The sequence below is a fragment of the Methylovulum sp. genome, assembly GCF_028687615.1.
Lineage (GTDB): Bacteria > Pseudomonadota > Gammaproteobacteria > Methylococcales > Methylomonadaceae > Methylovulum.
In genome coordinates this window covers 97,772-120,067 of sequence record NZ_JAQTZU010000005.1, presented here as the reverse complement: position 1 = coordinate 120,067, position 22,296 = coordinate 97,772, and the positions used below count along the sequence as shown (strand labels likewise).

Here is a 22,296-nt window from a genome sequence, read left to right as displayed (position 1 = left end):
AAACCTGCCAGATCTATATCTGCTCAAAACCGATCTTTCAACGCCCGTATCGCGGTAAATATCTCCAACGAACTTTTCCCTGCCAAGCCTAGCGATGTTTGCAATTCCACGCTGTCGGTGCGTAAAAACGGATTGGTCGCCAGTTCTTCGGCGATTGTCGATGGCACGGTGGGCTGTCCGTTTGCCCTGAGCTGATTAACCCGCGCCATTTTTTCCTGCAAGGCCGAATTTTTCGGTTCTAAAGTCAAGGCAAAGCGTCCGTTGTTTTGCGTGTATTCATGGGTGCAATAAACCTGCGTCGCTGGAGGCAAGGTTTGCAGTTTTTGTAAAGATTGCCAAAGGTCTGCTATCGTCCCGTCAAACAAACGCCCACAACCCATGACAAACAAGGTGTCACCGCAAAATAACGCGTCTTCATTAGCGAAATAATAAACGATATGACCGCTGGTGTGTCCGTGGGTCTCCAGCACTTGCGCGGTATAGTTGCCTAGCGTCACAACATCGTGATCACTAACGCAACGGTCTATACCCGGAATGCGGTGTTTGTCCGCCGCCGGGCCGATGATTTGGCAAGCGGTTTTGGCTTTTAATTCCAGATTGCCGCCGACATGGTCGTGGTGGTGATGGGTGTTGAAAATGGTGCTTAACCGCCAGCCACGTTTTGCCAGTTCATCCAGCACAGGCTGGGCGACGGCAGGGTCCACCACCGCTGTTGCTAGCGAAACCGGATCGTGGAGCAAATAAATGTAGTTGTCGGTTAAGACCGGAATTTGGACGATGTTTAACATAAAATGTATTCAGTTTGAATTTTAAAATCAGTAGCTTGTAGGCTGGAATGAAGCGATGGCGTAATCCCCCGCGCCAAAGCCTCCGTTGCCCGCATCGTCCATCACGGCTGTCCGTCCTCCCAGAACGCGCAGCCGCCATTTATAACGGCTGTCCGGCCTCGCCGCTCAAAAATGCCGCCACATCTTGATTTTGCACACGCCGATAAATGTCTGCGACTGGCAGGGTCAAATTGATTGATTCAAAGGTGATGTCATCGCCTAAAAAATAATGGTTTGGCAACCAGCCCTCACGTCTTCTCAATACCGTGACATCGGCAATGTCTTGTTCGATCAGGACATATTCCTGCACACTAGGGAGGTTGATGTAGGTCATGAATTTTAGCGTCTCATCCTTTTTCCGGGTTGAACGGGACAAGACTTCGACAATCAGCACCGGCGTTTCGGTGTAATAAGGCTCGGACTCATCAAACTGGCAATCGACCATCACATCCGGGTAAAAGAAATTGTCTTTGACACGCAGTTTCATGTCCGAACCGAACGGTTCGCACGGGGAGTTTTCCAAATGGTCGCCAAATTTTCTATACACATTCCCTGCAATCCGTTCATGATTGGCACTGACGCCCGCCATAGCATAAACATGGCCGTCAATCAGCTCATGTTTGATTTGCCTGGCTAGCTCTTCTCTTAAATAGTCTTCCACGCTGATGAATTCGCTAGGTTTTAATACGGCTGACATGGCCTTGCTCCAAGTAGGTTGAGGTTTTTTGTGGCAATAAAATGCGGTTAGGATAATCCGGGTCATTTTATCATGGCAGCTCGCAGGGCAGAGATGAAGCGATAACGTAATCCCAGCAATGAAGCCACAAAAGCCGGGATTCACTTCGTGTTTTACAAGTCGCTGTCGCACGCTTCGAGCCCTTACGCCATCCTAGCCTGAGTGCTTAATGTTATACTTCATCACCAAAATCCCTTCATTAGCCGCTAGGCGATGGCTTTGAGCATACACGCTTTTTAATTTAAGGTTAAGGCCATTACCCGGCAAAACTTCGGAACCTATCATCACTATGGAATTTGACTTACTCAACACCGACGGCTACGCGCGGCGCGGCAGGCTGACCTTTGCCCGTGGCGTAGTGGAAACGCCGATTTTCATGCCCGTCGGCACTTACGGCGCGGTGAAATCCTTAACACCGGAAGACCTGACCGGCATCGGCGCGCAAATCATCCTCGGCAACACCTTTCATCTGATGTTGCGCCCGACCACGGCGGTGATTCGGGCGCATGGCGATTTGCACGATTTTATGCACTGGCAAAAACCCATCCTCACCGACTCCGGCGGCTTCCAAGTGTTCAGCCTAGGCGCATTGCGGAAAATCACCGAACAAGGCGTGACCTTCCAATCACCGATCAACGGCAGCAAAATTTTCATGGGGCCGGAAGAATCCATGCAGGTGCAGCGCGGGTTAGGCTCGGACATCGTCATGATTTTCGACGAATGCACGCCATACCCAGCCACCGTCGATCAAGCCGCCGACTCCATGCGCCTGTCACTGCGCTGGGCGCAACGCAGCAAAGACGCGCATAGTGACAATTCCAATGCTTTATTCGGCATCGTCCAAGGCGGCATGTACGAACACCTGCGCCAGGAATCCATCGCAGGTTTGGTCGATATTGGCTTTGATGGCTATGCGATTGGCGGCCTATCGGTCGGCGAACCCAAAGACGAAATGATGGCGACCTTGGACGTGGTGCACACCAAAATGCCCGTAGCCAAACCGCGTTATTTGATGGGCGTCGGCACACCCGAAGATTTAGTGGAAGCCGTGTGCCGTGGCATTGATATGTTCGATTGCGTCATGCCGACCCGCAACGCCCGCAACGGACATTTGTTCACCCGTTTTGGCGTGGTGAAAATCCGCAACGCCCAATATGAATTCGACAACCGCCCGCTGGATGAAGAATGCGGCTGTTACACCTGCCAAAACTATTCCCTCGCCTATTTGCGGCATTTGGACAAATGCCAGGAAATGCTCGGCTCGCGGCTGAACACTATCCACAATTTGTATTACTACTTAAGCCTGATGCAGAGCTTGCGGGATGCGATTGAGCGGCAGACGTTGGAGGCGTTTGTTAGGGAATTCTACCGTCAACGGGAAGCGGGGAATCGGCCCCTGAAAAAAACCGGCGCGTAAACTCTTGTTTTGCAACAAAGGTTTTCTATATTGATCTCTAATTACTTTAACTCTAGGGGGCCGCGATATGTTTGGAATACGCCATATTAAATTTGATTCAATGATTTACGTCATCCATTTTAAAAATGGACAGGTTGAAAAAAAGGGGCAGGGATTAGCATTTTTTTATTTCTCGCCCAATAGTTCAATTGTCGCCATTCCTATGGGCAGTAATGATTTGCCATTTATATTTGAAGAATCAACCAATGATTACCAAAATATATCCATCCAGGGGCAGGTCACCTATAAAATTAGCAACCCTGAGGCCTTGGCCGAATTGCTGGACTTTACCGTGGATAGTCGTGGGATTTATAAAAAAAATGAGCTTGAAAAATTAAACCAACGCATCATCAACGAAGCCCAAACAACGACTTCCGCTTATATCCATGAATTAGGCCTTAAAGATTCAATCCGTTCCGCCAAAGCCATTGAAACAAAAATCAAGGCAGGCCTGCAATCCTCGCAAGCCATATTGGCCCTGGGTATTGAAATTTTGTCGGCCAACATCCTTGCGGTAAAAGCCACGCCTGAAATGGCCAGGGCGCTTGAAACGGAAACCAGGGAAAAATTATCCCAAGAAGCCGACCAGGCCATTTATGCGCGAAGAAATTTTGCCGTTGAGCAAGAGCGCAAAATTAAAGAATCTGAATTGAACACGGAAATTGCCGTCGAGGAAAAGAAAAAACAAATCGACGAGAAGAAAATGGAAAGCGAAATGCAAAAGGCCGAGAATGACCGCAAGCTCCGTGAAATGAAAGTCCAGGCGGATATTGCCGTTGAGCATCAGCGTAAGCTTTTAATTGATCAAAAAACCACGAATGAAATGAAAGAAGCGGATGCTAAAGGCTATGTTGTGGAAACCACATTGAAACCTTACAAAGAGATGGATTGGCGGCTAATTACCGCACTTAACAACAATCCGGACCCAAGGCTCAGTATTGCCTTGGCGTTTAGGGAGCTTGCTGAAAATGCCCAAAAAATTGGCAATTTAAATATCAGTCCGGAATTGTTGGAGTCGATTCTAGGCAACAAAAAATGATAGAAAATGACCATTGAATACGCCATTATCGTTAAAAGCAAAACCCGTCTTGAACTTTTGGTTGAACGCTTCAATACCAAAGCGCAGGCAAAGTTTTATATTGACCGCTCAGGGGGAAGTTTCGACGATTATCAGCTCGAACATGATAATTTCCATCAGTCACTTTCAATGATGCAACGCCAACTTTCTACGGTGATAAAAAATAAAATTGTCGAACGAAATTTCTTACCCTCATTTCTCTTTAACGATAAGCAGGTCGTTATTGTGATTGGCCAGGATGGACTTGTTGCCAACACGGCAAAATATGTCAATGAAATCCCCATAATAGCCGTCAATCCCGACATTGCACGCTATGACGGTTTTTTGTTGCCATTTAATCCTGTTAATTTTATTGGCGCTGTCGAAAAAGTAATGGACAATAATTTTAATGCCAAAACAGTTACCCTTGCAGAAGCTGCGTTGAATAACGGACAACGTCTCTTGGCATTTAATGACTTATTTATTGGCGCATCCTCACATGTTTCGGCACGTTATAAAATCTCATATACCGACAAAACCGAAGAGCATTCATCATCAGGAGTCATCGTTTCGACACAGGCGGGTTCTACGGGTTGGTTGAGTTCTATTTTTAACATGACATTTGCAATGCACCAATTTATAGAAAAAGACGACGCCAAAAAGAAAGTGGTCAAACTTAAAGACGGGCAATTATTCTTCGCCGTCCGGGAACCCTTTCAAAGCCAGAAAACACAATCAAACCTCGTTGCCGGCATATTAGCAGGCCAAACCAAACTGGTTTTAGAGTCATATATGCCAATTAATGGCGTGATATTTTCGGATGGCATTGAATCGGACTTTCTACATTTCAATTCCGGTTCAGTTGCGACTATTGGTGTGGCAAAAGAAAAAGCAAAGCTGGTTACCGCTGGATGACTTTATAACCTAGTTGCATAATTTTAGTAATAAAGCCGCCAATTCGTGTATCGCCAAATCTTGCTTATCTGCCAAATTCCCCGCTTTTTTCCCTGACGTTTTCCAAACAAAATAATCCGTCAAGCCGTCCGGTTCGCCAAAGCGTTGGTAGATATTCTCCATAATCGGCACATGGTCGCCAAACCAGCATAACAAGCCTTCACGTTGGTTGGCCAGCAGTTTGTCCTTGAGCTGCTTTATCATCAAATCGGCGTTTTGCAGATGTTGCAGATAGACTGTCAAATCATCACAGGCTTGTTCTGGTGCGCTGTGATAACACTGTTCCAGCGTGTCGGGATTGGGTTGTTCAAGATGCAAGGGGCCGTGGTTTTCCATCGTGATGACGAAGATGAACAGTGGTTGTTCGGATTCGGCATTTAGCAATTCTTGGATTTTGTCGGCAATCGCCAAATCGCCGATGAATTGCCCGCATTTTTGCGCTTCGTCAAAACTGCTTAGGTCGATGAATCCATCGAATCCCATACGCGGAAAAACTTTATTGCGCAGGTAAAAAGTGCTGTGGTAAGGATGGATGCAAAGCGTCCGGTATCCCGCTTGTTTAAGGTGGCCCGCTAGATTCGGGATGCTGTGGTTTGCCAGCAAACGGTAGGGGTTGAACTGGTGTATGCCCATTTGTTCGGGGGTTAGGGCGGTCAAAAATCCGCATTCGGTACGGACGGTGTTGGCTCCCCAGGCAGGGACTTGCAAGCGTCCGAATTGGCAGGATTCCCTTTGGGTGGCGTCGTATTGTTCCAGGACTGACGCTTTGATGTTGGTTGACAGGCTGCGCGGGTCAAAAAATGATTCGCTTTGGATCACGACAATATGTGGCAGGGCTTGGGCTGGCTGTGTAATCGGGGATTGAAAAGGCGAATTGCCATGTTCCAGTTGCCGGGTTATCCGCTCCTTATTCCAATAGCAACAAAAAAAAGCCAGTTGTCCTAACGTGATTAAATCTTCGGCAGGATTATAGGTGATAGCCGGACAGTTTTTTAAGCTGAAACGAACCAATTGCAGGCCAATTCCAGCCAGCAGCACGGACAGCAGGATAAAAACAGGTGTTGTTAGCGTGTCGGTCAGCGGGGTTTCCAAGACTAGGCCGATAACAAACGCGCTAACGAAGCCAATTGTTGCGGCGATAGTCCGGGCGATGCCAAAAAAAGGCAAATACAATCTGGGGTGCTTGATGGCGTCGGTAAAGTATTCAAAATCTTGGAAGATGAACGGTTCGCGCAAACTGTCATATTTGGCTTGATTGACCAAGAGTAATAATAGTTGGAATGCCAATAGATTCACAACGGCAAACCACGGGCGTTGCAGCAATAATAGCAAGATGGCGAAGCAGACGCTCCAGAGACCGATATGTAGGAATGCCGCTGCCGTGGGACGCCGCCAGACGGGTAGCGGTTTGGGGACCAGCCATTGTTCCAGTGGGAAGGATAGGATGATACTTGCGATTAACGGCGGCAAAACGAGAGAGACCATCATAGATTGCTTACCAATGTTACCAGAAAACGAAACGACCGGGTTTAAGCGGAAAGTGCTAGGTGGCTGTCATTTTCCCATAAATTTAACCGCCGTAACCGAGCAGCGATAAAATCCATTGCGGCAGTGGCGCGGGCAATACCGCCAGAAACCAAGTGCCTAAATTTAATGGGAAAGGGAAACTGATCCTGGCTTGATTTTTTTCCAAACCTTTTGCGATAACTTGCGCCGCCCGTTCTGGAGTCCATAAAAACGGTTTCGGGCCGCGCATGGCATCCGCCATATCCGATTTGACATAGCCTGGCATGACGACATTAATCTGCACGTTATCGCATTTGAGCCAGCCGCGCATGGCTTCACCGTAGGTTTTGATGGCGGCTTTGCTGGCGCAGTAACTCGGTGTTACCGGCAACCCATAATATGCCGCCAATGAGCTGATCAAGGCAATCTGCCCGCTGCGACGTTGGCGCATGGTTGGCACCAAGCTATGGACTAAGGCCAGGGTGGACTTGATATTGACATCAAGCAGGGCTTCCACGTCCTGCCATTGTTCACCAGTCTGTTGGTCATGGGCAATATTGATACCGGCATTGGCGATTACCAAGTCGGGCAATTGTTTGTCCGCGAGTTCTGCCAACCACTGTTGCAATGCCGGAATGTCACGCAAATCCAACTGTTGTGTGACAACCACCGCACCGGCTTGGGTGCAGGTATTGGCGATGTCTTTCAGGGCGGCGGCATTACGGCCTTGCAAGATCAAACAAACATTAGGTTTTGCATAATGCCGGGCCAAGGCACCACCAATGGCACCGGTCGCACCGGTGATGAGTATGGTTTTTGGTGCGGTGGGCATTATAAAAAAGTTTCCAGCGGCGATTTGTCAGTATCGAAAAAGCGGCTGGCATTTTTAACAGCCAGGTCAATGCCCGGTTTGCTGTACAAACTACCGTTGACTTGCGTCGTGTGTATGACGGTGTTGCGGAAACAGCGGAATAATTCCTGGTCGGGTTTTTCGCTATTGCACCAAAAAGCATTCAGGCCACCTTGAAAAGTCAGCCCAGACAAATTGTAAATGGGATTGTTGAGTGTGACGGTAGGGCAATCCAATTCCAAAGCCAGGCCACCAGCCGTGCTGTTGACAGTGACCAAGCCACGGGCATGGGCCACTAAGGTATTCAGATTGCCGGATTGTAAGAATAGGATTCGGCCATTCAAACCCAATTGCCGGGCCTGCTTTTCGATGATTTTGCCGTAATTCAGCAATCCGGCATCCAATGGATGGGTTTTAATCACTAACCAAGAGCGGGTGGCTGCATGTTCGGCGAACGAGCGCATCACCAAATCAATCACTTCGACCATATTGGTAAAAGTCGAGTGCACTTGGATTTGCGAGTCACTATTCAATTGCAGAGGCAGCAGATAATAAGGAATTTTTTTGCGGAGCAGATGTTGGATGTTTTCGTTATCTTGCTTTTTAGTTAAATGCAGCCTGACAAAACGGTTGACATAACCGGCATATTCCAAAGCGACCGGGTCGGGTGCGTGGCTTTTGTAATGACGGAACACCAGCCGATTACCAAGCCCGGCGACATGGTAGATCACATCATGGGTTGCCCGGACTTTAAAAGGCGCGTGAAAAATCTGCTTGTCGTCCGCTGAGGGGACGTATTTGCCGATGCGCCTGTACCAATCCGGATCTCTGGGCAGCATGGAATGGCCGTTGACGCCTTCGCGCTCAAGCGTCATCCAGTAAGGGCGGAAATAACCTTCTTCAAACACATGGGTGCGGATGCCGTGTTGTCTGGCGTATTGCTTGGCGGCCACATGGATTGGGCGGCAGTCACCAAACAGGATTTGGTCGGTGATGGCATATTTCTTTCTGACGGCTTCCAGCACTTCAGGCAGGGAGCCGAGTTCCCCGCGAAACAGCGTGGCTTTGCGGGGAGTCCAGTAAGCAACATCACCGCCAGTGAAGTTGATTTTGTGGACGGCATGGCCCTGTGAATGCAAATGGTCAGCCAGTTTCGCAAACAATGGTGAGCACGGCCCTTGCAGAAAAAGAAAAGACCGCTTGCCGGTATTGACGACGGTATTCCGGTGTACCTGGGCTTTAATGAAGATCATGATCTGTACTCCTCACAGTAAGCTTGAATAGTTTGGTCTATCTGTCCTTCCGTATGTTCGCAGGAAATAAAAAACCGCAATCGCGCACATTTTTCAGGGACAGCAGGATATAAAATCGGTTGGACGTTAATACCTCTATAAAACAATGCTTCTGACAATCGCGCCGCGCTTAACGAACTGCCGGTTATTGCGGCAATAATCGCAATCCCTTGGCTGTGTCCGGTATCCATGCCTGCGGCTTGGGCCTTACTTAAAAAATACCGGGACAACTCCTGCAAACGGCGCACCCGTGCCGGTTCCTGTTTGATGATATTCAAAGCAGCAAGCGCGGGTGCGGCGACTTGCGGCGGCATTCCGACACTGTATAAAAAACCCGGTGCCAAAAATTTCAGATGCTCAACCAGTGCCGATTCGCCCGCGATAAAACCGCCGCAGCCCGCCAGGGATTTGCTGAGCGTCCCCATCCAAATATCAACGTCTTTGCCGTCAATATCAAAATGTTCACGGACGCCTAAGCCCGTTTTGCCCAGTACACCCAGCGAATGCGCTTCATCCACCATCAAAAAGACTTTGTGTTTTTGCTTGATGGCGATGAATTCCGGCAAGTCAGGATAATCGCCATCCATGCTGTACAAGCCTTCCAAGACCACCAGCACCCGTTCATAATGATGGCGTTGTTCCGTCAACAACTTATCCAGCGCGGCGTAATCGTTATGCGGAAACGATAAACGCTTGGCCCCTGATAATTGCGCCCCTACCAGGGAGCTGTTGTGGATCAATTCATCGTGCAAAATCAGGTCATTCGCACCGAACAAATAGCCTATCGTGGTCACATTGGTCGCATGACCGCTGACCATCACGACGGCATCGTCAACGCCATAGGTTTCTGCGATAGCCGTTTCCAATTGCCGGTGTATCGGACGTTCGCCGGACACCAGGCGGCTTGCAGAAACGGAAGTTCCGTATTGGTCTATCGCCTCTTTCGCCGCTTGCGACACCCGTGCATCGCCAGACAGACCCAGATAATTGTAACTGGCAAAATTAATATACGTTTGTCCGTCGATGCGGGTGGTGGCACCGGCGATGCCTTCATGCAAGCGGAAGAACGGGTTGCCGACTCCCAGTTGCGCCCCGCCTTTATAGATAATTTGGATTTGTTTGTAACCGGCTTGCTGGTCGAAGCGGCACCACGCATCAGGAATATCCGCACGGCTGGACAGCGGACTAAAACCGGAAGCAGATTGCTCAACTTGTTTCAGCTTGTGTTCGAGGGCCTTTTGAATAAGCTTATTTTTAAGGTGTCCCGAAAGACTTTTGCCGGTCATGGTCAAGTAATTATCCTGCTGGTTCCGTGGTTTTCGAGTTCTTTGGTAAGCGCGGTCGTTTGTTCAGCGGTAAATGCCAAATCATGCCGTTTGGACACGTCATGAATAGTGGCCTGTAACTCATTGCCGTTAATGCTGGAGTCAGGGCCGCCCCGCAAATGCCCAATTAAGTGGTCAGCCAGTTTGCTTAAACTGGACGCGTCGCTTAAGACCATGACCGGAATTTGCACTCTGAACCGCGATTCAATGGCGATCATCAGTTCCACGCCCATCAGTGAATCCAAGCCCATGTCATACATGGAATGGTTGGCATCAATCTTGTCTTTGTTGACGAGCAGGATTTGGCCCAATTCTTCTTTCAGCATCTCGATGAATGTCGCCTTCAATGCGTCATCAGGCAATTCCTCCAGCAACCGCTTGATGTCGGTGTCATGATCGTCACCTTGGTCGGCATTGGGCGCGTGGGCCGCCAGTTCCAAAAATTTCGGTGAACGCGAACTAGGCAAAAAGCTGCTTAAGTTGCGCCAATCAAATGCCATAATCGCCACCGTCGGGCTATGGGTTTGCAAAATCGTATCAAGCTGCGCCAAAGCCAGTTCGGAAGATAAGGCCGCCCCGCCCAAACGGTTTTGCAAAGCTTCCTTGATTTTTTCATTGCGCGCCAAGAAACCCACGTCGTCAATCGCCCCCCAACCTATGCAGTTCACCGGCAAACCCAGTTGCCTACGGCTTGCCGCCAGGGCTTCCAGCCAACAATTTGCCGCGACATAATTGCTTTGCCCTGGGTTGCCGAATAAGGTCGTCACCGACGAATAAAGCACAAAGAAATCCAGTGGTTTATCCCGCGTCAATTCATGCAGGTTCAATGCGCCTTGAATTTTGGGTTCCAGCACCTTGGCCAATTGCGTTTTGGTGAGGTTCCGCGCCAAACTGTCATCAATCACCGCCGCCGCATGGATGATCCCTGATAACGGCGGCATAATAGCCCCGCAATATGTTAGCAATGCCGTCAACGCGGTTTTATCGGTGACATCGACGGCGGCGGCATGGACATTGACGCCTTGGGCGGCAAATGCCGCCAGTGCCGTTTTGGCTTCAGATGATTTGGCTCCGGTACGGCTGATTAAAATGAGATGCTTCGCACCCTTTTCCACTAACCATTGGGCAGATCTTAAACCGAAACCGCTCAATCCACCTGTGACAAAATAACATTTGTCCGATGATAAATTTACAGTGGACGGTAGTGGCGGATGTTTTGCCGTCGGCTTGGCCTGTATGCCATGCTGGTAGGTCACGACGATTTTGCCGATTTGCTTGGATTGCTGCATATAACGGAAAGCATCGACCACTTGGTTGGCGTCGAACGTGGTGTAGGGCAGAGGATGCAGCACACCGTTATGGAACAATTCCATCATGTCGGCAAACAGCTTTTGCGTCAGTTCAGGACGTTCCTGCATAAGCTGGTCGGCATCTATACCGAAGTAGCTGATATTATTGCGGAAAGGCCGCAAACCGATATGCGTGTTTTCGTAAAAGTCACGTTTGCCCAATTCCAGGAAGCGGCCGAAAGGTTTCAGTACCTGGAAATTGCGGTTAATCGCCTCGCCAGCCAATGAATTCAGCACGACATCGACACCGCGCTGGTCGGTTTCGGCAAGAATTTCTTCTGCAAAACGTAAGGATCTGGAATCGTAGATATGCTTAATGCCCAGCAAACGCAGAAAATCACGTTTGTCATCCGAGCCGACCGTGGCATAAATTTCCGCCCCCAACCACACGGCGATTTGGATGGCGGCGATACCGACACCGCCCGCCGCACCGTGTATCAGCACTTTCTCGCCCGCTTGCAGACGCGCCTGATAATGCAGGGCGTAATAAACCGTAAAGAAAGTGCTGGGAATGGTCGCGGCGGCGGCATAATCCAGATGTTCCGGTATCTGCGTAATCGCATTGGCTTTGGTCAAAACCCGGTTGCTGAAACTGGCGGGACCTAAGCCGACCACTTTATCGCCGGGCTTGAAGCCGTGGACGTTGGTGCCAATCCGGGTGACTAGGCCGGCAAACTCCAGCCCCAGCGTAGGCCCGACAAAACCATTTTCAACGGCTTCATCTGACAACAAACCCAGCGTATACATGACATCACGGAAGTTAAGGCCGGTGGCTTTGACTTCGATTTCAATCTCGTCTTCTGAAGGGGTTCGGGTCGGGACTGCCTGCCATTGCAGATTACGCAACTGGCCTGGCAATTTGAAAGACAAGCGCAGGGTCGGCTCTTGGCCTAAGCCGGGATCTGGCAGTGATTTGCCGTCAACCAGACTATCCCTGCTACGCAGCCGCGCCGCAAAGCGTTTGCCATGTTGGTTCAAGACCACTTCCTGTTCGGCATCACCATGCAGCAACTCGGTGATGACGGCATGGGACACGGCCGGCGTGTCGCCATTGATGTCCAGCAATTGCACACGATAATTGCTGGCTTCATTCATTAAACAGCGGCCAAAACCCCATAATGCCGCATCATGGGCGATAGCTCCCCGTTTTAAAGAGCCAGCCAAGGCGTCGCTTTGGTCGCACACAAACAATGCCGCCACTTGGGAGGTCAATAACCAGATGGTGGCGTCAGTCGCGGTGCCCTCACAAGCCCGGATGATACAGGCTGCCAGCCAGCAACGCCCAGTTTGAATCTGTGCATCATCCTGACCGAAACCGGACAGATGGATGATATGGTCATAAGCCTTGCTGTTGATGGTTTGGGCATCAGCCAATAATGCTGGCAAGCGTTCGTGACCGGCTTGTGCTACGAAAACCTGTTGGCCTTGCTTGCGTAATTGTCCGGCAAGGCTTTGTGCCAGTGTCTGTTCTGGTTCAATTGGGTCGGCGAGGATCAGCCAATTCTGCGGATTGACCGCTACTTGGACAATAGGGCTATCCGCACTTTGGGCGGTCAGCAAGTAAGTGCCCGAATAGCTATCCGCCGGCTTTTCTTCCGTGTTTATTCCGCTAAAACCCAATGTTTGCAGTTGGTTTGCCACATCTTTTGCCAATAGTTGCGGCGACATTTGCACATGCGCAGAATGGCTAGGCCACCAGTCCGGTGCAATGCCCAGCACGGCATCAATCCAACGGACCGGATGTAGGCCGACTATCCAAACTGGACTGCCGGGCAATAGTAGCCCGGATAGTTGGCCCAGCACTTCTTGTACGTCTTGGGAACGCCCTGAATTCAAGTGGATAATGGCGAAATTGGCCGGTTTATCCAGGGCCAGACGATTGGTTTGTGTATCCGAATTCCACCGGAAGCTGTGCAATAAGGGGAAATGCTCGCGCAAACCGGCCGCTACGTTAATGGCACGGTCACATAAACCGGCAAAACAATAATCCGCCTGATTGAAATCCAATTGCGGACAAAGCAGGGGGGCAAATTGCGGTGCGTGGGCGCTGATTTCCAAAATACGCAAACGCTGGCCTGCCGGTAAATAGCGCATCATTTCTGCATATTGCTCCAGCAGGGTGTCACTTAAGATTTTCTTTTGGGTGCGCTCGAAAATATGGTTGCTGATAAGCGCGTAGTGCGTTGGATTGACACCTAGTTCGTTCGCGTCGATTTCGCAACGCAACAAACGGTCAAGCTGCATACCGACGCGCCCTGCCAAATGCGTCAGGTAAAAATAATCAGGGTAATCTTGTATCAGGGTGTTCCAGATCGCGGTCGCTGGAATATCGTTTTCCAAATGTTCCAGGCTCAACTGCCAACCTAGCCCTTCTTCAAAAAACAAGGACTGATTGTCGGTGGCGATGCTTAGCAAGGTGCGTAATAGTTCCGCCGAGCCAGGATAGTCATGACAATGACCGGCAAACCAGGCTGAGCTTAATAGACCTTGCCCGTCCGCAAAACTGCCCAAAGCTTCGGCAATGAATTGTTGGCTGAGACTGTCCAGCAAGGGTTCAACTTCGCTGGTGTAACGTCTGCTTGCCACATCACGGTCCGTGGCGGAAATACAGGCGCTGACAAGGTTTGAGGCTAGGCCCAATGGTGAATCTGCCGCCAACAGGGGCGAGGCAGTCAGGTGGTAATCCAGGAAACTCAAGGCTTGCACTTGGGCTTTGTGCAATCTGACGGCGCGGAAACGGGCATCATGGACAACGGCAATGGCCTGGCCTTGGGCATCGTAAAGCACGAATTCAGCTTTTAAAGAATGGGAGCCTCGATGGAGCAAGCTGGCTTTGGCTAAAACCGGAACCGCTTTGCTGCTACGCACATGCAGCCTGCCGATTTTGACCGGAACGAAGGCAATGTCGTCATGCTGGTGCAATTCGTCTTTGAGGATTTGAAAAACCAGTTGGAAGGCACAATCCAGCAGCGAGGGATGCAGATAATAGCGGTCAAAACCCGCCAGTATCGTATCGGGTATTGCAAAAACACCCAAAGCAGAGTCGCCATCGACCCAGCCGTGCCGGATTGCCTGAAAAGCCGCGCCGTATTCCAGCCCGACACTATCGGTCAGTTGCGCATGGCTGTGTTGGTCAAAATCTGGAGCCCGATTCGGTAGCTCAGGGGCGGTTAGGGCTAATTGATAGCCTGTGGCTTCGCCAAGGACGCGTCCCAAGCTATGCTGCAACCATTCAGAGGCTTTGCCTAGCTCGCGGCTTTGCAAATTAAAGCGCCCATCGGCGGCATCCAGGCTAAAGCGGATAACTTTGCTGTGATCATGGCTGAGAAGCAGTGGCGAGCGGATTTCCAGATCTTCAATTTCAATAAAATCGCTGGCATGGGCCTGATGTGCGGCAGCCAGTGCCAACTCAGCAAAACCCGCTCCAGGAAAAACCACCGCCCCGCCGACGTTATGATCCGCCAAAAAAGGGTGTGACTGGGTATCCAACTGGTTTTCCCAAATCAGCGCGTGTTGCTTTAAAGCGTAGCCTAATAAGGGATGGTTTTTGGTACGGTAAAGCAAGCCTTGCGATTCTGACGTGACCGGATGCCACAGTTTTTCCCGTTGCCAGGGGTAGTTGGGCAAGCCGATAAATTGCCCGGTTACCGGAAACCAGCGTTTATGATTGAATTCAACACCGGCAATCATCAATTGTGCCGTGCTGTTTAAAAGTTGCGCCGCCGTATCATTGTTGCGCTTTATGGTCGGAACCACGATACCGTTGTGGCTGCCTGCTTTGAGGCAGTCATGCAAATAAGCTTGCAAGACCGTATGTGCGCCGATTTCGACCAGGGTGTTGATGCCGGTGGCTAGCAAGGCATTGACCCCGCTGTCAAACTGTACCGGTTTGCGGATATTGTGCCACCAATACTGTGCATCCAGCTTGTCCGCCAGCAGTAAGTCCCCGGTAACCGTCGAGAAAAATGGGATTGCTGGTTCATTGACGGCAAGTTCCGCCAAATCCGAGAGCACACCTGCTTCGATGGTATCCATTGCCGGGCTATGGAAAGCGTAATCCAAATCCAGACGTTTAAAAAACGTATTATTGGCCGCCAATTGGCTTTCAATCTGGGACAGTTGCGCCACGTCCCCGGCAATAGTCACGCCCCGGTGGCTGTTGACGCCCGCCAGACAAACCTCATCTAAACCACTGTCCGCCAGCAGTTTGCCCATATCCTCGGCATTAAGGCCCACGGCGGTCATCCCGCCTGAGCTTTGGGTTTTGCCTTGATGATGGCTGCGGTAATAAATGACTTTAACGGCGGCGGCTAGGGACAACGCACCACTGGCCCATGCCGCCGCCACTTCGCCGACGCTGTGGCCGATGACGGCGGCCGCCTGGAAGCCATGTTCCCGCAACACTTCGGTAATGCCCACTTGCAAAGCAAATAATGCCGGTTGGGCAATTTCAGTGCGTTGGTAACGGCCTGCGCCATTGCGACCTGCCAGTTCGTCTAGCAAGGAAAAATCTGCATAGTTTTGAAACAGTGCGTCCACGTCACTGACGGCACGGCGAAAAACAGGCGATTGTTCCAGCAATTGCTTGCCCATGCCCTGCCATTGGCAACCGTTGCCTGAATACACAAAAGCCGGGCCTTTGGCATCGGCAAGATGCGTTCCTTTATAAGCGCGGGGCGCAGTGGCTTGATTTTTATCTGGTGGGGATTGCTGGTTGGCGAAATGCTTGAACTGCTGGATAGCTTCTTCAGGGGTTGCGGCAAAAACCGCTATGCCGTGGGGATGGCGTTCACGGTTAAAAAAAGCACTATGCGCCAAATCGTAAAAAGGCCGCCCTGGATTTTCGGCAATAAAATCAGCCAGTTCTTGCGCCGATTGTTGTAGTGCAGGCTGATCTTTAGCCGATAAAATTAGCGGTAGGGCGGGAGTTGACGAAAGTTGCCCCGGCGATTTTTTCAGAGGCTTAGGTGTTGGTGGTGATTGTAAAATGACATGGGCGTTCGCACCGCCAAAACCGAACGAATTGATACCGATGGTCAACTCGCCTTGGGCTTTTAACGGGAGCGTGTCGGTGACCACCCGGATATTCCAGTCCGCAAATTTAATATTAGGGTTCGGTTTTTTAGCACTAATTGTTGCCGGAATTGCGCGATGTTTTAGACAATTCAATGCCTTCGCCAAACCAGCGACACCTGATGCCGATTCCAAATGCCCCAAGTTGCTTTTCACCGAACCGATTAACAAAGGTTGGGTCCTTTTTTGCCCTAAGGCCAAACCAATGGCGTGGGTTTCGATAGGATCGCCGACGGCTGTACCGGTGCCATGCGCCTCAAAGTAATCAATCGTGCCAGGGTCTATCCCTGCCTTCTCATAGACCGCAGCCATTAATGCCGCTTGCGCGAGCGGGTTAGGGATGGTCAGTCCGGTTTTATGCCCGTCGGTGTTGATGGCACTACCGGCAACTACGGCGAGAATTTGATCATTGTCGGCGATAGCCTGGTCATAATTTTTAAGCAGGAACAGGCCACCGCCTTCAGAGCGGACATAACCATCAGCATTTTCACCAAAAACTTGGCAATGCCCGCTCTTGGATAGCATGGTCGCTTTTGAAAATGAAACAAACGCGCAAGGATGCAGGTGCAGGTTGATGCCGCCCGCCAAGGCCAGGCTGATTTCCCCTGAACGTATGGCTTGGCAAGCCTGATGGAATGCCACTAGAGATGAAGAGCAGGCCGTATCCATAGAAATGCTTGGGCCATGCAAATCGAAGACATAAGAAATACGGTTGGCGGCAATGCTGGAAATGATGCCAGTTGCCGCAGCAGCTTCTATCGCCGCAAGGTCATCAAGCATTCGATAGGCGTAATCGACATTGGAAACACCAATATACACCCCGCAGTCACTACCCCGTAACGACGACGGGATGATGCCCGCATTTTCAAACGTTTCCCAGACCAGTTCCAGCAAAATCCTTTGTTGGGGATCTATCAGCGTCGCCTCACGGGGGGAGATACCAAAAAAAGCGGCATCGAAACCGGAAATATCGCCGATACTGCCTGCTGCAAAACTGTAGCTGGTGCCGGGATGGCGCTTGTCGGGATGAAGGAAGGTATCTTGGCACCAGCGTGTTGGATCAACACCCGTGACCAAATCTTTTTGAGCCAGCAAATCGCCCCAGAATCGTTGGGTATCTGTGCCTGGGAAACGCACGGAATAAGCTATCAGTGCAACACGGTTATTCATCCTAAAAAATCTGTCCTTTTGCTAAAGTTATTGGATCGATATAGTGGTGCTGATGGCTTGACAAAACAGCCGGGCTATCGGTGTCAATGGATTCAAACGCAAATTTCGGCATTACTCTTGAACAGAATATAAATTTAAGATAATTCAAAAACTTAAATGTACTATATAGGGGTTTATTTTTCATAACAAGGTAACTATTCACCATAAAAAATTCCCCAAAAAATCTTGACAAGGCTTTTTTAGGTTTACGGATTGAGTAGGCTGTAAATTGGCATGGATACAAAGTTGCCAGTTGAAGCTTTGTAAGTTATTTGATTTGGGGTTTATTGACGTACAGCGCGTGAGGTCGCAAAAACGAAAATAAAGCCCTTTTTAGTTAGCGGCGAAGTATGCAGTTTACTGTGTAATCGTCCATCAGTCGATAGCATAAACAAAATGTGCTGGTGAATAAAATACTGACGCCGTCAAATTCAATGTCTAATATCGCAGTTTGATATAAATTTCAGCTTAATGATTGATAATTTGATCTGGGATTTATTGGATATTTTAATGATTTTCCAAGCGCTACAAGACGCGGGTTGGCGAGTGAAACTAAGTATTGAAAATCAATAAGATAAAATTGATAAGGTTCACTTTAAAATAAAAAACCAGTTGATTATCAGAAGTGAAAAATTTATATGTGTTTGCTAAATTATTGGCTTCCAATGCAATTATTTTGCGCTTTGCAACAAAGGCTTAATAATTGACATGAGTTGAATTTTGGAAACTTCGCCCGGCTGCCGAAAAACAATTTCCCCTTGGCGATTGATAACCGCAGTGTAAGGCACGGCTTCCATGCTGTCGCCAAACTTATGGGCCAGGGCAATGCCGGTTTCGCTGGCAATCAGGATTGGATAATTGAAAGCCGTATCTTCTTGGTAATTTTTCACGGCTTTTTTATCGTCGATGGCAATGCCAATAAACACCACGCCTTGTGCCGCCAATTCTGTTTGCAATGCCATAAATTCAGGAATTTCCTTACGGCAGGGCGGGCACCAGGTCGCCCAGAAATTAATGACGAGTATTTTTCCTTGCCATTCTGCACTGCTGTGTTGTTTGCCTGCCAAGTCGGGCAATGTAAACGTCGGCATGGGGGAGGGGCGGGTGTTTTCCAGCGAGGTCAAAAAATGTTTCGCCAAAATGCCACAAGCCAGCGCGAACAGGCCGGCAAGTAAATAAAGCCCGGATTTTTTCATAAAGTAAACTAGGTTATGGTTTGACGGAGGCCAATGTTTTTACAAAAGTTTCAGCATCTTGAAAGCCAATGACGCGCTGCTTGGATTTTTCGTTGCGCTCAGTGTCAAAAAACAAAATGGCTGGCGGCCCGATCAAATTAAATTTGCTTAATAAGGCTTGGTCATCGGCATTATTTTCGGTGACATCGGCTTGTAACAAGACCGTGTTGGACAAAGCCTGTTTCACGCGCGGGTCAGTAAGGGTATAGGCTTCCATTTCTTTACAGGAAATGCACCAATCGGCATAAAAATCCACCATGACCGGCTGATGGTTAGCCGATGCTTGGGCAACACGGGCTTCCAAATCGGCAAGTGAGCGGACTCTAGTGAATTTAAGCCCGGTATCCGCCGCTTGGCTAGGGTTGGCGGCGAAGCCCTGCAAGGGTTTTAGCGGGTTGCTGTTGCCCATACCCACGCCGACCAGCAACAATAGCCCATAGGTCAGCATCATCAACCCTAAGCCTTTCCATAACTTACGCCAACCAGAGCAGTGTTCGGGCAGTGGGTCCAGGGCGTTGAGATAAACCGATGGCAAAATCAGCAGCATCGCCCACAGTATCATGCTGACTTCGGCAGGCAAAATACGATTCAGCATCCACACCGCCATTGCCAGCATAATCACGCCGAACACGGCTTTAGTGGCATTCAGCCAGTCGCCCGCTTTCGGTAATAAATGCCGTGCTGATGCGCCTAAGGCCAGCAACGGCAAGCCCATGCCCAGCCCCATGAAGAACAAGGCGGCCCCGCCTAGCAGGGCGTCGCCGGTTTGGCTGATAAAAATCAATGCGCCCGCCAAGGGTGCGGCGACACATGGCCCGACAATCAACGATGACAAGGCCCCCATAATCGCCGCGCCCACTATCGAACCGTTCCGATGCCGCTCGCTCGAATCATGCAAACGTGAACGGAACGAAGCGGGCAGTTCCAGATGGTAAAAACCGAACATGGACAAGGACAGCAACACAAAAACGGCACTGAACAGGACAATGATCCACGGTTGCTGGAACGTGGCCTGCAAATTATGCCCGAACAAGGCGGCCAGTACGCCAAACACCGTGTACATACAGGCGGAAGCCAATACATAGCTCAAGGACAGCAAAAATGCCCGCAAAGTGGAAATATGGTTGCCATGCCCAACGATAATGCCCGACAAAATCGGGATCATCGGGAAAATGCACGGCGTGAACGCCAGCAACAACCCAAAGCCAAAAAAGCTCACTAAAGTCATGGCCCAACTGTCTTTATGCAAGGATTGCACGATGGCATCTTGCTCGGACACGGTGGATGCCACTTGCGGTGCCGGTGCGGGATTTAGGTTTTGCGCCAATAACAATTCCAAATCAATGCTTTTGGTCATGGGCGGATAACACACGCCCCGGTCGGCACAGCCTTGGTATTTGGCTTCCAACGTCACCGTCTGTGCCGCCGTGCCGCCGCGTATCAAGGGCACATCGAAGCTTAGTTCATTATGGAAAATTTCCACTTGCCCAAACGCTTCATCGTGTTTGGGGGTTCCGTTGGGAATCGTGTAAGTGCCTAGCCTAGTGCCGTCAGCACTGGTTAGGGCAAGCTGGACTTTTTCGCGGTACAAATAATAGTCTTCGGCGATTTCCCAATTGACATGCAAGGTATTGGCATCTTTAACTGATGCAAAAAACTGGAACGCCTGGTCCGGCGGCAATAACTCCGGGGCTGGCTGGGTGAAACCTGAAAAACTTTTCGCCAATTGCAAGAGCGGGTTGCTTGAACTGGCAAGCACCGCCGGTTTCGCACCAGCTAATTGAATATCAATGGTTTGTTTCTGTGGCGGATAACAAATCCCTCGATCTGCACAGGCCTGATATTGCACAAACAACTGCATGGTTTGCACACCGGCGTTATTTTTTAAAGGTAACTGCACCTGCAACAAGTCATGGTAATGCTCAATATCGCCCAATAATTCATCATGTTTGATATTGCCATCGGGGTAAGTGGGCTTGCCTAAATCCACGCCGTCGGTTTTCGATTGCAGGCGCATATTGTTGCGGTACACTGAATAACCTTCGGCAATGTCCCAGGTCAGTTGTAAACGCCCCGCATCCAAGGCCAGCGCGGATAGTTTGAAAGCTTGTGCCGGCGGCAACAAATCTTGCTCATCAAAGGCCAAGGCGGCTTGCCCGGAAACTGCCAGCCAACAGAAAAAAATTAATTTGTAGAAAGACATGTAGTCATCCAATCCAGATATTCGGGTAAGCCATGATCTATCGGTAGGGCGATAATTTCAGGGATTTCGTAAGGGTGATGTTTGAAGAGGGTGATTTCAATCGCACTGTAATTTTCTTTGCTGGATTTGATCAATAGCAAATATTCCGACACCGATTCTATTTGCCCCTCCCAACTGTATACAGAGATGATGCCTGGCAAAATGTTCACACAAGCAGCCAAATTTTTGCTGATCAACAGATGGGCGAGCTTTTTTGCCGTATCCTTGTCAGGACAAGTGCAAAGGATCAATTCGAAAGCGGATGGCATGGTGGCTACTCACTAAAAACTTGAGGGCGGATATTATCCTAGAAATTAACGGCGATTACCCTTATATTGTCAAAGACAGCAAAGATAATGACGCAACTTAAAGAGAATGACATGAAAATAATCCAACTATTGTTTCTGATAGTGCTGATAGTGCCTTTTATAGAAATCTATCTGCTGCTACAAGTGGGTGGCGTCATCGGTGCTTTGCCGACGATATTATTGGTGGTTGCCACGGCGGTGCTGGGGGCCTTTCTGCTAAAACAGCAGGGCTTGGCGACTTTTCAACGCTTTCAGGTCAGTCTGGCGCAAGGCGAAGTGCCGGCGTATGAAATGATCGAAGGGCCGATTATTTTGCTGGGCGGGGCATTGCTGTTGACGCCGGGTTTTCTCACTGACATCCTTGGCATCGCGTGTTTGATCCCTTCCTTACGCAGGCGGATCGCCCAATATATCTTGGAAAACCATTTGATCCAGGCTGTAAACGGTGGCTTTGGACAGGGTAAACCCGCTGACCGCGATGTGTTGGAAGGGGAATTCCGTAAAGAGGATTGATGCGTCAAAAGAACTACGTCCTTGTAGTTTTTTCGGAGTTTAGCTGTTTGTCGAGCTATCGTCGGCAGGTGCTTCTGGGGTTTCGCTAGCCGCCGTGCAGGTGTTTTTGTTCATTCCCGAATAAGCTGGGCACCAACCGGAAAAACCGGTGGCGACCAATACCAAACCGACCAATAACAAGGCGATTTGGGCGGTGAACACGGCAATAACCAACAGGGCCGCACCTGCATACAAACGGTATTTTTTTTCTTTTTCACCGACATTGTGTTCAAACTTAAGCATACGTTTAAAATCAAAACTCATCTTAAAATCCTCTCTCTATGTAGTTGTTATTATCTATTGCCAGCAATAGCTTATGGCTCGA

The 22,296-nt window shown here is 49.7% G+C and carries 15 protein-coding genes; 4 read left to right on the top strand and 11 right to left on the bottom strand.

Annotated elements, in window-relative coordinates:
• Window positions 1-23 precede the first annotated feature (23 nt).
• The gene (gene gloB, locus PHH59_RS04430) at window positions 24-788 is read right to left on the bottom strand and encodes a hydroxyacylglutathione hydrolase (protein ID WP_300011837.1); all 765 of its coding nucleotides are present in this window, start codon (window positions 786-788) and stop codon (window positions 24-26) included.
• Window positions 789-927: 139 nt separating this feature from the next.
• A complete protein-coding gene (locus tag PHH59_RS04425) occupies window positions 928-1,524 on the bottom strand; it encodes a Uma2 family endonuclease (RefSeq protein ID WP_300011834.1) in 597 nt (198 codons plus the stop codon).
• Window positions 1,525-1,852: 328 nt separating this feature from the next.
• Between PHH59_RS04425 and tgt the strand changes: the two genes are divergently transcribed.
• The 3 genes from tgt to PHH59_RS04410 all read left to right on the top strand — a co-directional run bounded on the left by tgt (window position 1,853) and on the right by PHH59_RS04410 (window position 4,991).
• Window positions 1,853-2,980 (top strand): tRNA guanosine(34) transglycosylase Tgt, encoded by a 1,128-nt coding sequence (gene tgt, locus PHH59_RS04420; RefSeq protein ID WP_300011831.1) that lies wholly within the window; start codon window positions 1,853-1,855, stop codon window positions 2,978-2,980.
• Window positions 2,981-3,080: 100 nt separating this feature from the next.
• Complete coding sequence (locus PHH59_RS04415; RefSeq protein ID WP_300011828.1) at window positions 3,081-4,058, top strand: SPFH domain-containing protein; 978 nt, start codon at window positions 3,081-3,083, stop codon at window positions 4,056-4,058.
• Window positions 4,059-4,064: 6 nt separating this feature from the next.
• Window positions 4,065-4,991 carry a sugar kinase gene (locus PHH59_RS04410; RefSeq protein ID WP_300011825.1) on the top strand — a complete coding sequence of 309 codons (927 nt, stop codon included), beginning with the start codon at window positions 4,065-4,067 and terminating at the stop codon, window positions 4,989-4,991.
• A gap of 9 nt (window positions 4,992-5,000) precedes the next feature.
• On the opposite strand, the gene PHH59_RS04405 is transcribed toward PHH59_RS04410, so the two are convergent.
• The 8 genes from PHH59_RS04405 to cutA all read right to left on the bottom strand — a co-directional run bounded on the left by PHH59_RS04405 (window position 5,001) and on the right by cutA (window position 21,380).
• Complete coding sequence (locus tag PHH59_RS04405) at window positions 5,001-6,518, bottom strand: LTA synthase family protein (RefSeq protein ID WP_300011822.1); 1,518 nt, start codon at window positions 6,516-6,518, stop codon at window positions 5,001-5,003.
• A gap of 82 nt (window positions 6,519-6,600) precedes the next feature.
• Window positions 6,601-7,368, bottom strand: a complete 768-nt coding sequence (locus PHH59_RS04400; RefSeq protein ID WP_300011819.1) for an SDR family NAD(P)-dependent oxidoreductase — start codon at window positions 7,366-7,368, stop codon at window positions 6,601-6,603.
• A complete protein-coding gene (locus tag PHH59_RS04395; protein ID WP_300011816.1) occupies window positions 7,368-8,639 on the bottom strand; it encodes a capsular biosynthesis protein in 1,272 nt (423 codons plus the stop codon). The genes PHH59_RS04400 and PHH59_RS04395 overlap by 1 nt, the downstream gene beginning before the upstream one ends.
• Complete coding sequence (locus PHH59_RS04390; RefSeq protein WP_300011813.1) at window positions 8,636-9,964, bottom strand: aminotransferase class I/II-fold pyridoxal phosphate-dependent enzyme; 1,329 nt, start codon at window positions 9,962-9,964, stop codon at window positions 8,636-8,638. The genes PHH59_RS04395 and PHH59_RS04390 overlap by 4 nt, the downstream gene beginning before the upstream one ends.
• A 2-nt stretch (window positions 9,965-9,966) precedes the next feature.
• Entirely contained in the window at window positions 9,967-17,595 is a 7,629-nt protein-coding gene (locus tag PHH59_RS04385; RefSeq protein ID WP_300011810.1) for a type I polyketide synthase, read from the bottom strand.
• A gap of 710 nt (window positions 17,596-18,305) precedes the next feature.
• Complete coding sequence (locus PHH59_RS04380; protein ID WP_300011807.1) at window positions 18,306-18,830, bottom strand: TlpA disulfide reductase family protein; 525 nt, start codon at window positions 18,828-18,830, stop codon at window positions 18,306-18,308.
• 13 nt (window positions 18,831-18,843) lie between these two features.
• Window positions 18,844-21,072 carry a protein-disulfide reductase DsbD gene (locus PHH59_RS04375; RefSeq protein WP_300011804.1) on the bottom strand — a complete coding sequence of 743 codons (2,229 nt, stop codon included), beginning with the start codon at window positions 21,070-21,072 and terminating at the stop codon, window positions 18,844-18,846.
• Entirely contained in the window at window positions 21,054-21,380 is a 327-nt protein-coding gene (gene cutA / locus PHH59_RS04370; protein ID WP_300011801.1) for a divalent-cation tolerance protein CutA, read from the bottom strand. The genes PHH59_RS04375 and cutA overlap by 19 nt, the downstream gene beginning before the upstream one ends.
• Before the next feature lie 111 nt (window positions 21,381-21,491).
• On the opposite strand from cutA, the gene PHH59_RS04365 reads away from it, so the two are divergent.
• Window positions 21,492-21,932, top strand: coding sequence for an FxsA family protein (locus PHH59_RS04365; protein ID WP_300011798.1), 441 nt, complete (start codon window positions 21,492-21,494; stop codon window positions 21,930-21,932).
• A 39-nt stretch (window positions 21,933-21,971) separates the two neighbouring features.
• Here PHH59_RS04365 and PHH59_RS04360 read toward each other — a convergent pair whose 3' ends face one another.
• Complete coding sequence (locus tag PHH59_RS04360; RefSeq protein WP_300011795.1) at window positions 21,972-22,235, bottom strand: DUF2892 domain-containing protein; 264 nt, start codon at window positions 22,233-22,235, stop codon at window positions 21,972-21,974.
• Window positions 22,236-22,296: the final 61 nt, after the last annotated feature.